The 12,767-nt window shown below is 68.0% G+C and carries 12 protein-coding genes; 9 read left to right on the top strand and 3 right to left on the bottom strand.

Annotated elements, in window-relative coordinates; translation table 11 throughout:
- Positions 1-134 precede the first annotated feature (134 nt).
- The 7 genes from bamE to PGN12_03070 all read left to right on the top strand — a co-directional run bounded on the left by bamE (position 135) and on the right by PGN12_03070 (position 7,304).
- Positions 135-602 (top strand): outer membrane protein assembly factor BamE, encoded by a 468-nt coding sequence (bamE, locus tag PGN12_03100; protein MEH3102871.1) that lies wholly within the window; start codon positions 135-137, stop codon positions 600-602.
- Positions 603-717: 115 nt separating this feature from the next.
- Positions 718-1,263 carry an RcnB family protein gene (locus tag PGN12_03095; protein MEH3102870.1) on the top strand — a complete coding sequence of 182 codons (546 nt, stop codon included), beginning with the start codon at positions 718-720 and terminating at the stop codon, positions 1,261-1,263.
- 222 nt (positions 1,264-1,485) lie between these two features.
- Entirely contained in the window at positions 1,486-2,847 is a 1,362-nt protein-coding gene (locus PGN12_03090) for a glycosyl transferase family protein (protein MEH3102869.1), read from the top strand.
- Positions 2,848-3,182: 335 nt separating this feature from the next.
- Entirely contained in the window at positions 3,183-3,851 is a 669-nt protein-coding gene (locus PGN12_03085) for a hypothetical protein (GenBank protein ID MEH3102868.1), read from the top strand.
- Positions 3,852-3,891: 40 nt separating this feature from the next.
- Positions 3,892-4,806: a sulfite exporter TauE/SafE family protein gene (locus PGN12_03080; protein ID MEH3102867.1), complete on the top strand. Its 915-nt coding sequence runs from the start codon at positions 3,892-3,894 to the stop codon at positions 4,804-4,806.
- A gap of 35 nt (positions 4,807-4,841) precedes the next feature.
- Positions 4,842-5,558, top strand: a complete 717-nt coding sequence (locus tag PGN12_03075; protein ID MEH3102866.1) for a TIGR02186 family protein — start codon at positions 4,842-4,844, stop codon at positions 5,556-5,558.
- 72 nt (positions 5,559-5,630) lie between these two features.
- Positions 5,631-7,304: a DUF87 domain-containing protein gene (locus PGN12_03070; protein ID MEH3102865.1), complete on the top strand. Its 1,674-nt coding sequence runs from the start codon at positions 5,631-5,633 to the stop codon at positions 7,302-7,304.
- Here PGN12_03070 and PGN12_03065 read toward each other — a convergent pair.
- The 3 genes from PGN12_03065 to PGN12_03055 form a co-directional block, all read right to left on the bottom strand.
- Positions 7,301-7,708 (bottom strand): DUF1810 domain-containing protein, encoded by a 408-nt coding sequence (locus PGN12_03065; GenBank protein MEH3102864.1) that lies wholly within the window; start codon positions 7,706-7,708, stop codon positions 7,301-7,303. The two genes, PGN12_03070 and PGN12_03065, sit on opposite strands and share 4 nt — an antisense overlap.
- Positions 7,709-8,135: 427 nt before the next feature.
- On the bottom strand, positions 8,136-9,188 hold the full coding sequence (locus tag PGN12_03060; GenBank protein ID MEH3102863.1) for a GGDEF domain-containing protein: 1,053 nt from the start codon (positions 9,186-9,188) through the stop codon (positions 8,136-8,138).
- Between the two features lie 277 nt (positions 9,189-9,465).
- Positions 9,466-9,999, bottom strand: coding sequence for a redoxin domain-containing protein (locus tag PGN12_03055; GenBank protein ID MEH3102862.1), 534 nt, complete (start codon positions 9,997-9,999; stop codon positions 9,466-9,468).
- Between the two features lie 112 nt (positions 10,000-10,111).
- Here PGN12_03055 and crtY point away from each other — a divergent pair, with 112 nt between their 5' ends.
- Together crtY and PGN12_03045 are read left to right on the top strand one after the other, a co-directional pair.
- Positions 10,112-11,269 (top strand): lycopene beta-cyclase CrtY, encoded by a 1,158-nt coding sequence (gene crtY / locus PGN12_03050; GenBank protein ID MEH3102861.1) that lies wholly within the window; start codon positions 10,112-10,114, stop codon positions 11,267-11,269.
- Positions 11,266-12,753: a phytoene desaturase gene (locus tag PGN12_03045; protein ID MEH3102860.1), complete on the top strand. Its 1,488-nt coding sequence runs from the start codon at positions 11,266-11,268 to the stop codon at positions 12,751-12,753. Before crtY ends, PGN12_03045 begins: the two co-directional genes overlap by 4 nt.
- Positions 12,754-12,767: the final 14 nt, after the last annotated feature.

The following is a 12,767-nucleotide window of genomic DNA, read 5'->3' as shown; positions in this document are numbered from 1 at the left end:
CGTCAACCAGCCCACGCACCATCCCCTTATCGCTCCGCGCGATCGCTTGCCGGCACGCGCTTGTTTCGCCGCGCCGGTGGGCATATTGAGGCGGACGGCCGCAAAGTCCACGCGCGCCTGTGACCGGAGTATCGATGCGCTCGCTGATCTTCCTCGCCCTGGCCGGCGTTCTTGCCGCGGGCTGTGCTCCGCTCCGCTCGCATCAGGGCTATATCGTCGACGCCGATCTGGTGAATGCGATCCAGCCGGGGGTCGACAATCGCCAGTCGGTGCTCGCCACGCTCGGCACGCCCAGCTTCGCTAGCCAGTTCAACCAGGGCGACTGGTATTATATCGCGCGCGACAGTCGCAATTACGCGTTCAACGCCCCGCGTGCGAAGGAGCAGTTGACGTTGCAGGTCAGCTTCGATCAGGCCGGGAACGTCACGGCGATCCGCAAGTCCGGGGTCGAGCAGGTCGTCAGCCTGAAACCTTATGGCAAGACGACCCCGACGCTTGGCCGCGAGCGCGGCTTCTTCCAGGATCTGTTTGGCAACATCGGCGCCGTCGGTGCGGCCGGCGGACCGGGCGGGGCGGGGCCGACCGGGCGTAACGGCCAGTAAAAACACGTTTCTGTCGGTTCGCTGACGATGGCGTTTTCAGATGGTTCAGCGCCGGCATGACACATCCTCCGGCAACGATGCGGCGCGGGTCGCATCGTCGCATGGAGGAAAAGTGATGCGTCATCTGGTCACCGCTGCGCTGCTCGCGGCCAGCGCATTGTCGGGCGTCGTTGCGTCGACGCCGGCGGCCGCGCAATCGCGGGAGGAGTTGCGGCGCGATCGTCAGGACATTCGCCAAGAACAGCGCCAGCTCGCTCGAGCCCGCGAGCGTGGCGACTGGCGCGACGTCCGCGCGCAACGTGGCGACCTGCGGGAAGCGCGGCAGGAGTATCGCGAGGATCGCCGTGATTATCGCCGGCAACGCCAGTGGCAGCGCGATCGGCGTGCGTGGCAGGCGGACATGCAGCAATGGCGCGCGGGGCATCGCGACCTGTATGCGCGCGGCGGCTGGCAGGCCCCGTTCCGCTATCAGACATTTCGGCCCGGCGGGCGGATCGCACCGTCCTATTATGGGACGCAATACGTGATCGCCGATCCGTGGCGTTATCGACTTCCGGCGGCGCCGCGCAGCGCACGATGGATTCGTCACTATGACGATGCTTTGCTGGTCGATCAGCGGCGTGGGATCGTGCTCGACGTAGTGCGAGGTTTTTACTTCTAGAATAAGGCAGGTTCGGCCGCGCCGCCTGTAACGCGACGGCGCGGCCGGTACCGGCTTGGGTCGGCACCGGTCCCGAAAGGGGGAAAGGGGACCGTGGCGGCAACGCTCGGTCAACCATTCGGTTCGTGGGTCCGCACGCTTCTTTCGCGTCGTTGCCATTCTGCCACACTATCGCCATCGATACGGCGGTACGGGGGCAGCAACGATGGATCTCGCGGGTCGATGAATGACGTGTTGAGCGTGTTCGATCGCGCCGTTGCCGAGCTGGCGCTATTCGCCGCCGTCGTCATCCTCGTCGGCGGCATCGACGATCTCGTCATGGATTTGTTTTGGTGGCGCGTTCGGCGTCCCGAGCCGGATCGGCTGGCGCTGGTGCCCGCACCGCCTCTGCCGCTGGCGGTCTTCGTGCCCGCGTGGGACGAAAGGAGGGTGATCGGCGCCATGCTGCGTGCGACCCTGAGGCGTTATGATCACCCCGATTACCGCCTTTATGTCGGCTGCTATCCCAACGATGCCGGCACGTTGCAGGAGGCGCGGGCGGTAGCGGCAGAGGACGAGCGCGTGCGCGTGGTTGTCGTGGCGCATGATGGGCCGACGACCAAAGCCGACTGCCTCAACCAATTGTGGCAGGCACTGCTCGCCGACGATCTCGCCGGCGCGCGGCGCACGGCGGCGATCGTGCTGCACGATGCGGAGGATGTCGTCGACCCGGCGGAGTTACGGGTCTTCGACGATCATCTGCGCGACGTTGCGCTGGTGCAATTGCCGGTCATGCCGCTGATCGACCGGCGGCGATGGTTGATTTCCGGCCATTATGCCGATGAGTTCGCTGAATCGCACCGGCGCGATCTGGTGGTCCGGTCCGCGCTGGAAGCGGCCGTGCCGCTGGCCGGCGTGGCGTGCGCGATCCGGCGCGATGCGCTCGACCGGCTCGATGACGGCAGCGGCACGCCGTTCGAGCCGCAAAGCCTTACGGAGGATTACGAACTTGGACTGCGGGTCGCGGCGCTGGGATTGCCGGCGCGGTTCGTGCGCTTGCGGGAGCGCATGAACGGCCGTCTGATCGCAACCCGCGCCTATTTTCCGGACACGATCGAGGCCGCGGTGCGACAAAAGGCGCGCTGGGTGAATGGGATCGCGCTTCTGGGATGGGATCGGACCGGCTGGGGCAGGCGACGCCACGCCGCAGAATATTGGATGCGGATGCGCGATCGCCGTGGGCTGTTGACGGTGTTGGCGCTGATCGCCGCCTATCTGGCGCTGATCGGCTGGGGAGTGTCGTCGCTGGCGCATCTCCTCACCGGTCGCCCGGCGGAGCCGGTCGGGATCGGCCTTCGCGTGTTGTTGACGCTGAACGGTGGATTGCTGTGCTGGCGGCTGATTGCGCGGGCGATGCATACGGCCGCCGAACACGGGTGGGCTGAGGGCGTACGGGCGCTGCCGCGTGCGATGGTGTCCAATGGCATTGCGATGCTGGCGGCGCGGCGCGCGCTGGTCCGCTATCTGGCATCGTTCCGTGGCTCCCCGCCGCGCTGGGAGAAGACGATCCACCGCTTTCCGGACGAGCTACCCGCAACGTCATGAAGGCGAGAGGGCGGCCGCTGCGCTTCCTGCTTCTGGTACTCGCGGGCTGGATCGGAATGCGGTTGTGGCAACTCTGGCCCGCGCCGCCGCTGCGACCCGCGGCACCGCTTGCCGCTGCTGAAGTCAAACGTCAGCGCGCGCGACCTGCAGCAAGTACAGCCTTCGCGCGGGCCCACGAGACGGCCGAGGCCCATGTCGTCCTGTACCGGCCCATCCCGCCCACAACGCGCATCGGGCCGACCAAAGCCCCTCTTCCCCTCATGATGTTGCCCAGATCGCCAGCCCCGGTGTTCACCGAAGCGACGACATCACAGTCGCACACGACGCTCGGTGTCATGGCTGATATGCTGTCCGCTCCGCCAGCGCCGGCGCGGCGTTGGTCGGCGAGCGGCTGGGCGATGGTTCGTGGGAACGGGGGCGGGAGCAGCGTGTCGACCCCGCAACTCGGCGGCTCGCAGGCGGGAGTGAGGATCGCGCGCACACTCGATGCACGGCGGCGCGTCGCGGTGGTCGCGCGGCTTGCGGCCGCGCTCGATGCTCCGCAGCAGGAAGCTGCGCTCGGACTCGAATGGCGGCCAGGCGCCTTGCCGCTCCGGCTTGTCGTGGAGCGACGCTTCGGCTTGTCCGATCAGCGCGGCGGCATGGGCGTGGGGCTGATCGGCGGGGCCAGCGACGTGGCCTTGCCTCTTGGCTTTCGATTGGATGGCTATGCACAGGCGGGGGCCGTGCTTCGCGGCGAGATCGATGGCTATGCCGATGGTGCCGCGCACATCGTGCGTCCGGTCTTCCGGCGCGCCGACAACGTACATGTCTCGCTGGGGCTGGGCGTGTGGGGTGGTGCGCAGCGCGAGGCGCAGCGGCTGGATGTCGGACCGTCTGCGATGATCGACGTGCCGGTCGGCCGCACGCAGACGTTGCGTCTCGCCCTCGAGTGGCGACAGCGGATCGTCGGAACCGCGCGACCGGCGTCGGGCCCGGCGCTGTCGATCGGCACCGACTATTGATGGCATCGCGGCGGCGAACCCGCTAGCGGTTCGACCGGTCATGGACATCTATCTGCCGATCGCGAACCTGTCGGTGAACGCGCTGGTGATGATCGCGCTGGGCGCGGGCGTCGGCCTGCTGTCCGGGATGTTCGGGGTCGGCGGCGGGTTCCTGACCACGCCGCTGCTGATCGTCTACGGCATCCCGCCGACCGTCGCAGCCGCCTCGGCCGCCAGCCAGGTGACCGGCGCCAGCGTGTCGGGGGTGTTCGCGCATTTTCGGCGTGGTGGCGTCGACACGCGAATGGGGACGGTGCTGGTGATCGGCGGCGTGCTCGGCTCGCTGTTCGGCGCGTGGCTGTTCCGGCTGCTCCAGCAATGGGGGCAGATCGATACGACGATCGCGATCACCTATGTGCTGCTGCTCGGGTCGATCGGACTGATGATGCTCAAGGAAGCGGTCGACGCGATCCTGGTCGCTAAGGGGCGGCGGAGTGCGCCGGCGCGGCGGCGACGGCACCATCCGCTGGTCGCCAGCCTGCCGTTTCGGACCCGTTTTTATGCCTCGGGGCTGTATATCTCGCCGCTCGCACCGCTGCTGCTCGGCTTCTTCACCGGCATCCTGACGATCCTGCTCGGAGTCGGCGGCGGGTTCGTGCTGGTGCCGGCGATGATCTACCTGCTCGGCATGTCGACGGCGGTCGTGGTGGGGACGAGCCTGTTCCAGATATTGTTCGTCACCGCTGCGGCGACCCTGGTGCACGCGACCACGACCAAGGCGGTCGACATCGTGCTGGCGGGATTGCTGCTGATCGGATCGGTGGTCGGCGCGCAGGTCGGCGCCCGCTTCGCGGCGAAGGCGCGGCCCGAATATCTGCGGCTCGCGCTGGCGCTGATGGTGCTGCTGGTCGCGGGCCGGATCGCGCTGGGGCTGGGATGGCGGCCCGACGAAATCTATACGGTCGAATTGTCGTGAGGACCGCGCTGCTGCTCGCCGCCGCGCCGCTCATCATGGCGCAGGCCAAGCCGCTGCTGGTGCCCGATGTGTCGCAGCGCGAGATCGATATCGCCTACAGCTTTGCGGGCGCCGAGCTGCTGCTGTTCGGCGCGATCATCTATCCGGGCGGGCGACCGCCCACCGACACCAAGGGTGCGGACGTCGTGGTGGTCGTCAAGGGGCCGACGCAATCGATCGTGATCCGCGAGAAGGAAAAGGTCGCGGGTATCTGGGTCAATGCCGGGCGGCTGCGCTATCGCTCGGCCCCGTCCTTCTACGCGGTTGCTTCCTCGCGGCCGCTCGACGAGCTGGTCGATGCGCGCACGCGCGCGATCTACGAGCTGGGGCTCGACAGCCTGCAATTGTCGCCTGCGTCCGCCGCCCCGTCCGATGTGCAGGATCGCTTCACGCGCGGGCTTGTCGAACAACGCGTGCGCACCGGGCTGTTCTACGAAGCGCCGCGCGCTGTCGAGATCAGCGATGGCGTATTGTACCGCGCACGCGTGTCGATCCCGGCGCGCGTACCGGTCGGCCGCTTCACCGCCGAAACCTTCCTGGTGCGCGACGGGCGGGTGCTGGCGGTGGCGGTACGCGACATCGACATCCGCAAGAAGGGCTTCGAGCGCTTCGTGGCCCAGGCTGCCAATCGCCATGAATGGCTATACGGCGGGGCGGCGGTGCTGCTGTCGGTCGCGCTCGGCTGGGGGGCCGGGCGACTGGCGCGACGCTGAACGCGTCCATCCGATCTTTACGATCGACAGCCTAAGCCCAATGCTTCCGCAGTCCTGGAAGCGCGCTTGCTTATGAATGACATCCCCGGCTCGCACGCCTTCGATACCGCGATCGCCGCAGCCTTTTCGGGCGCGAAACCGGCAACTGATCCCGTCACGGCGATCGGCCATGTGTGCCAGATCGCGGGCGGACGGGGCGAACTGCTGCTCGATCGCGCCGCGCTCGACGCGTTGCGCGTGCATCGCGACCCGGTGCTGGCAATGGCGGGGCAGGTCGGCGGACAGGTGAAGGTGCGCGTCGGCACGACATGGCTGATCGCGACGACGCGCGCGTTGCGGCTGGCCGACGAGCGTGGCGAAGCGGTGATGGCCGAGGTCGATTTCCTCGGCGAGGGCGACGAGGAGCGGCTGACCGGACGGATGCTGCGTTTTCGCCGCGGCGTGACCAGCTATCCGGTGCCCGGCGCGCGGGTGTTTGCGGTCGACGGGCACGAATTGCGCGAGATCTATGCCGCGAGCGGGCGCGCGGCGATCGAGATCGGCACGGTGCATCCCAGCCGCGACGTGCGCGCCTCGCTGTATGTCGACGCGATGCTGGGCAAGCATTTCGCGCTGCTCGGCTCGACCGGCACCGGCAAGTCCACGGCTACCGCGCTGATCTTGCACCGTATCTGCACGCTGGCGCCGCAGGGGCATATCGTGATGATCGACCCGCACGGCGAATATGGCGCGGCGTTCGGCGAGGCCGGCGCGCTGTTCGACGTGTCGAACCTGCAGATGCCGTACTGGCTGATGAACTTCGAGGAGCATTGCGAGGTGTTCGTCACCTCGACCGGTGCCGCGCGGCAGGTGGATGCCGACATTCTCGCCAAATGCCTGCTCGCCGCCAAGGCCAAGAGCCGGGCGGGGCAGGAGATTGCCAAGCTGACCGTCGATGCGCCGATCCCGTATCTGCTGAGCGATCTGATCCAGATCCTGCAGCAGGAAATGGGCAAGATGGACCGCGCCGGGGATACGTCACCTTATCTGCGGCTTAAGAACAAGATCGACGAGGTGCGCGCCGATCCGCGGTATGGCTTCATGTTCTCGGGGATGCTGGTCGGCGACACGATGGTGGCGTTCGTTCAGCGCATTTTCCGTTTGCCGGGCGATGGCCGACCGATCTCGATCATCGATGTGTCGGGCGTGCCTAACGAAATCACCTCGGTGGTGGTGGCGGTGCTGGCGCGGATGGTGTTCGACTTCGCGATCTGGTCACGCGGCGACGCGCAGCGGCCGATCCTGCTCGTCTGCGAGGAGGCGCACCGTTACGTCCCCGCCGACCCGACGGCGCGCGGCTCGGTAGCACGAATCCTCGGGCGGGTGGCAAAGGAGGGGCGAAAATACGGGGTCGCGCTCGGCCTTGTGACGCAGCGGCCATCGGATTTGTCGGAAGGGGTGCTGTCGCAGTGCGGCACGATCATCGCGATGCGACTCAACAACGATCGCGATCAGGCGTTCGTCCGCGCCGCGATGCCCGAAGGGGCGCGCGGCTTCCTCGACGCACTGCCGGCGCTCCGCAACCGCGAGGCGATCGTCTGCGGGGAGGGCGTGTCGATCCCGATCCGGGTCGCGTTCGACACGCTGGAAGAGGGGCGGCGCCCGGCGTCGGACGATCCGGTCTTCTCCGCGCTGTGGCGCGAGAGCGGCGGCGAGGAGGGGATGATCGCGCGGACCGTCCAGCGCTGGCGCGCGCAGGGCCGCTAGGCATCGAGCAGGCGCAGCGTCGCCTCGTCCGGGCCGTCGAAAAAGGCGTGCAGCGTGTCCCGGACCGCGGGCGGCGCGCCGGCACGATCGAACAAGGTCAGCGACGAGCGTAGCTTGATCGCGTCGACCCCGCCCATGATCGCATCCGCCGATCGCCCGCGATGCGCCGCGAGCGCGTCGACGCAGGCCAGGTAACGCGGCCCGAGCACGGGATGCGCCAGATAGGCGCGGGCTTCGGCGAGGTCGCGGATCGCATAATAACGCGCGGTGGCGCTGTGGCCGAGGCCGGCGAGCTGCGGAAAGACGAACCACATCCAGTGGCTCCGTTTCGCGCCGCGCGTCAGTTCGGCGAGCGCGGTATCGTAATGGGTCGCCTGCGCGGCGACGAAGCGGTCGAGATCCATGCCGCTGCAACGCCGGTCGGGCCGGGCGGTCCCCCGCCGCGATCAGGCGACCACGGCGGTGACGGCGTCGACGTAGAGCAGGAGGGCGGTGGTCGCGAAGCTGGCGGCGCTGAGCAGCAGCGAGCGGGCGAGCGTGGGGTTGACGGTCATCGAAGTGCGCTCCGCTCAGGCGATCGGGGTGACGGGAACGGCGGCGCTGACCATCATGGCGGCGACGGCGAAGGCAGCGGCGACCGACAGCAGCGACTGGCGAAGGGCGGTGAAACGGATGGTCATGGTAGGTACTCCCTGGTCAGTGGCCGGTCGATCCGGCCCATGCCAAGGTCATTGCAGGACCCGTGCCAAAATGCGTCCACAGAGGGGAGCGGCGCGGTTCGCCGGCGCAGTTGGCGCGATACGCCAGTCCCGGCCGGCGGGATGCGCCAGATTACGGCGTGGTGTCCGATGTGATCGTCCGCGCGCGCCCCTGATCCTTGGCGCGGTACAGCGCGGCGTCGGCGCGCGCCATCAACGCCGCGCGCCCTTCGCCGACGCGCCCCTCGGCCACCCCGGCCGAGAAGGAGATGGTGCCGATCGACTCGCCGGTTTCGCGAACCCGCGGGCGACGTTCCGAGATCGTGTGGCGGACACGCTCGATCGCGCGCGCGGCGTCGTCGATCGCGACGTTCTCGAACAGCATGGCGAATTCCTCGCCGCCGTAGCGCGCGACCATCGCGCCCTTTTCGGTCGCCAGCGTCTGCGCGACCATGCGGATCACCCGGTCGCCGACCGCATGGCCGAAATTGTCGTTGACGCGCTTGAAGTGATCGATGTCGCAGATCGCCACCGTCACCGGCGTGTCGCGATGCAGCGCGGCGAACGCCTCGTCGAACGCGCGACGATTCGGCAGGTCGGTGAGCGGATCGGTCCGTGCAGAGCCGCGCGCCTCGTCGAGCGCAGTGCGCAACTCCTCGGTTTCGCGCAGCGCCGAGTCGAGCTTCGATTCGGCGCGCTGCACGCGGCCGATCATGTCGGCGGTCAGCTGGGTGATCGCCTCGATCCCCGCCTCCGCCCCCATGTCGCGCATCGTATCGGCCGAGCGTTGCAGGTCGCGGCCGAAGTCGTTCGCTTCGGCATGGACGATCCGCATCGCATCGCCGAAGCCATCGAGCTGGAACATCATCCGTTCCAGCAACGCCTGTTGTGCGTCGACATCGCCGCTCATCGCCGAATCGTCCGCTGCGACATCGCCGATCGGTGCGCCGGCGCTGGTCGCGCCTCCCAGGCTTTCGATATCCTGGCTGGTCAGGCGCACCCCGCCGTCTGTGAGGGCGGCGACACGCTGCGCGATCAGGCCGCTCGCATTGGCGACGACCTCATAGGCAAAGGCGTAATGCGCCGGATCCGGGCTGAGCCGGTGCGCCGCGAGGAAGGCGCCGATCCGGGCGAACAGGCGATCCCCCCCGTTCGCTTGCCCGATATCGACCGCCCTGCTCGCCATCACCCGCCCCATCTCGCCCCAATCCTGGGATCGAAGATGTAGGCGGCAACTACTAAGATATGATAACCGAAGGCTTTTAGGGACGATCGACCGTCATGGTGGTGTCCTGCTTGGGTGAGGGGGCGAGCGAGCCGAAGGCTCGCGCGCCCGCTTGCGCGAGCGCCACCCCTCACCCAGCTCCGACCAAGACTTTGCTACGCAAAGCCCAAGTCTGCGCAACCCTCTCCCCCCTGCGAGGGGCGAGGGCAGGGAAGGCAACCATCAGTATCGATCCGCCCTAGCGACCCGTGAGCTTGTGCACCGCCTCCAGCGAGCGCGTGACGTGCTCGGCGGGATTCATGTCCGACCAGACCGAGGCGATTCGCCCGTCACGACCGATGACATAGCTGGTGCGGCTGGTGACCTGCCGCCCCTTGATCTCGCGGCCGAGCGCGACGTCATAGCCGGCGACGACCTTCGGCCCGGCGCTGGCGACCGCGAACTTGCCCGCGCACTCGCTCGACGAGAAGCGTTGCAGGTCGGGGACGTTGTCCGCCGACATGCCGATCACCGTCGCACCCGCAGCGCGGAACGCGTCGACCTTCTCGGCAAAGGCGCGCGCCTCGGCATTACAGCCGCCGGTGAAGGCGGCGGGGAAGAAGTATAGCACGACCGGGCCGCGCTTGAGCTGTTCGGACAGCCGCACCGGCACCACCTTGCCCGCGATCGCGCCGCGGGTGGAGAAGTCGGGCGCCTTCGCACCGGGCGCGAGCGTCGCGGCAGCGGGAGCGGCGAGGGTCAGGGCAGTGACGGCAGCGAGCAGACGACGCATCGGGACGACTCCGAAAGGAGGAAGGTGATCGACAAGCCATATCATCGCCCGCGGGTTCCGCCACCCTGCGCCGGGCTTCCGCAACGCCCGGCAATAGGATAGCGCAAGCGTCATGCCCGCCACCCACAAATGCGACCTTGCGATCGTCGGCGGCGGCCTGTCCGGTGCGCTGATCGCGCTGGCGGTACAGGCGCGACATCCGGGCATGGACGTGCGGCTGGTCGAGGCCGGCGACGCGATTGGCGGCAATCATTTCTGGTCGTTCTTCGGCGCGGACCTGCACGGGGCCGAGCAGGCGCTGGTCGCGCCGCTGATCGCGCACGGCTGGCCCGACTATGACGTGCGATTTCCCGGCCATGCGCGGACGCTGGCGCAGCCTTATTATACGCTCCGCTCCGCCGCGCTCGATGCGCAGGTGCGCAGGATCCTGCCGAAACGCGCGGTGATGACGGGCCGCTCGGTGCTGGCGTGCAGCCCGACCGCGGTGGTGCTGGCGGATGGCGACCGGCTGAGCGCCACCGGCGTGATCGACGCACGCGGCGTCGGCGACCTGTCGCTGCTGACCGGCGGGTGGCAGAAGTTCGTCGGGCACGAATTGCGCGTGGCGGGCGGGCACGGCGTGACGCGCCCGGTGGTGATGGACGCGACGGTGCCGCAACTCGACGGCTATCGCTTCGTCTATCTGCTGCCGTTCACCCCGGACACCTTGCTGGTCGAGGACACTTATTACAGCGATACGCCGGTGCTGGACGACGCGACGATCGCGGCGCGGATTGGCGATTATGTGCGCGAGCGGGGCTGGCAGGCGGAGGTGATCCACCGCGAGCGCGGCGTGTTGCCGGTGGTGAGCGGGGGCGACTTCGACGCCTATTGGCAGTCCACCGGCCCGAAGGTCGCCAAGGCCGGGGTGCGCGCCGGATTGTTCCATCCGACGACCGGCTATTCGCTGCCCGATGCCGCCCGGATCGCGGTGCTGATCGCCCATCAGCGTGATCTTTCGGGGAATGCGCTGCACGACCTGACTTTTCGCCATGCCGCGCGTTCGTGGCGGCAACGAGGTTTCTACCGGATGCTCGACCTGATGCTGTTCAAGGCCGCCGATCCCGACCAGCGCTATCGCGTGCTGGAGCGTTTCTATCGCCTGTCGCCCGGGCTGGTGGCGCGTTTCTATGCCGCGCGCTCGACCGGGCTCGACAAGATGCGCGTGCTATCGGGGAAGCCACCGGTGCCGGTCGGCCGCGCGATCGCGGCGCTGGGAGGCCGCGCATGACGCCCCCGCAGACCCGGCGCGCGGTGGTGGTCGGCGCGGGCTTTGGCGGGCTGGCGCTCGCGATCCGGCTGCAATCGGCGGGGGTGGCGACGACGATCGTCGAGTCGCGCGACAAGCCTGGTGGCCGTGCCTATTATTGGCAGCAGGACGGCTTCACCTTCGACGCCGGACCGACCGTCATCACCGATCCGGCGTGTCTGGAGGAATTGTGGGCGCTGTCGGGGCAGAAGCTGGCCGACGACGTCACGCTCGACCCGGTGCAGCCCTTCTACCGGCTCAACTGGCCCGACGGGACCAATTTCGATTACACCAACGACGATGTCGTGCTGCGCGCCGAGATCGCGAAGCTGAACCCGGCCGATGTCGCGGGTTACGGCCAGTTCCTCGATTATGCCGCAGGCGTTTACCACGAGGGGTATGAGAAGCTGGGTACCGTCGCCTTCCTCGACTTTGCGTCGATGGTGAAGGCGGCGCCGGCGCTGGCCAGATATCAGGCGTGGCGTTCGGTCTATTCGATCGTGTCGAAGTTCGTGGCCGACGAGCGGCTGCGGCAGGCGCTGTCGTTCCATACCTTGCTGGTCGGCGGCAATCCGATGACCACCAGCGCGATCTATGCGCTGATCCACAAGCTGGAGCGCGACGGCGGGGTGTGGTTCGCGCGTGGCGGGACCAACCGGCTGGTCGCGGGGATGGTCGCGTTGTTCGAACGGCTGGGCGGCACGCTGCGGCTCGGCGACGCGGTGACCAAGATCGAGACGCTCGGCGACCGCGTGACCGCGGTGGAGACCGCGAGCGGCTGGCGCGAGCCGGTCGATATGGTCGCCGCCAACGCCGACATCATGCACGTCTATCGCGACCTGCTGCCCGAATCGGGCGCGGCGCGGCGCACCGCGGCGCGGCTGGAGCGCAAGCGCTACTCGCCGTCGTTGTTCGTGGTGCATTTCGGGGTGAAGGGCACGTGGCCGGGCATCCCGCACCACATGATCCTGTTCGGGCCGCGCTATAAGGGGTTGCTCGACGACATCTACGAGCACGGGATGTTGAGCGAGGATTTCTCGCTGTACCTGCACCATCCGACGGTCACCGATCCGTCGTTGGCGCCCGAGGGCGATTCGACCTTCTACGCGCTGGCGCCGGTGCCGCACCTCGGCAAGTTCACCGGCGACTGGGAGACGGTGCGGCCGATCCTCGAGAAGCGCATCCTCGACGAGATCGGGCGGCGGCTGATCCCCGACATTCACGACCGGATCGTGACCAAGTTCAGCTATGCGCCGACCGACTTCGCGCATGATTTGAACGCGCACATGGGCAGCGCGTTCTCGCTGGAGCCGATCCTGACGCAGAGTGCGTATTTCCGGGTGCATAACCGGGATGATGCGATTCCGAATTTGTTCTTCGTGGGGGCCGGGACGCATCCGGGGGCGGGAATTCCGGGCGTGGTCGGGAGTGCCAAGGCGACGGCGGCGTTGATGCTGGGGTCGTAACTCGGGGTGCGTTG

The organism is Sphingomonas phyllosphaerae (assembly GCA_036946405.1).
Classification (GTDB): Bacteria; Pseudomonadota; Alphaproteobacteria; order Sphingomonadales; family Sphingomonadaceae; genus Sphingomonas; species Sphingomonas phyllosphaerae_D.
This window is presented reverse-complemented; position numbering and strand designations above follow the sequence as displayed.

Excerpts from the sequence above, each read along its gene's own strand:
- PGN12_03075 (MEH3102866.1), top strand. The coding sequence starts at position 4,842 with ATGGCGCAGGCCAAGCCGCTGCTGGTGCCCGATGTGTCGCAGCGCGAG.
- PGN12_03060 (MEH3102863.1), bottom strand. The coding sequence starts at position 9,188 with ATGGCGAGCAGGGCGGTCGATATCGGGCAAGCGAACGGGGGGGATCGC.
- PGN12_03090 (MEH3102869.1), top strand. The coding sequence starts at position 1,486 with ATGAATGACGTGTTGAGCGTGTTCGATCGCGCCGTTGCCGAGCTGGCG.
- PGN12_03065 (MEH3102864.1), bottom strand. The coding sequence starts at position 7,708 with ATGGATCTCGACCGCTTCGTCGCCGCGCAGGCGACCCATTACGATACC.
- PGN12_03070 (MEH3102865.1), top strand. The coding sequence starts at position 5,631 with ATGAATGACATCCCCGGCTCGCACGCCTTCGATACCGCGATCGCCGCA.
- PGN12_03080 (MEH3102867.1), top strand. The coding sequence starts at position 3,892 with ATGGACATCTATCTGCCGATCGCGAACCTGTCGGTGAACGCGCTGGTG.
- PGN12_03085 (MEH3102868.1), top strand. The coding sequence starts at position 3,183 with ATGGCTGATATGCTGTCCGCTCCGCCAGCGCCGGCGCGGCGTTGGTCG.
- PGN12_03095 (MEH3102870.1), top strand. The coding sequence starts at position 718 with ATGCGTCATCTGGTCACCGCTGCGCTGCTCGCGGCCAGCGCATTGTCG.
- crtY (MEH3102861.1), top strand. The coding sequence starts at position 10,112 with ATGCCCGCCACCCACAAATGCGACCTTGCGATCGTCGGCGGCGGCCTG.
- PGN12_03045 (MEH3102860.1), top strand. The coding sequence starts at position 11,266 with ATGACGCCCCCGCAGACCCGGCGCGCGGTGGTGGTCGGCGCGGGCTTT.
- bamE (MEH3102871.1), top strand. The coding sequence starts at position 135 with ATGCGCTCGCTGATCTTCCTCGCCCTGGCCGGCGTTCTTGCCGCGGGC.
- PGN12_03055 (MEH3102862.1), bottom strand. The coding sequence starts at position 9,999 with ATGCGTCGTCTGCTCGCTGCCGTCACTGCCCTGACCCTCGCCGCTCCC.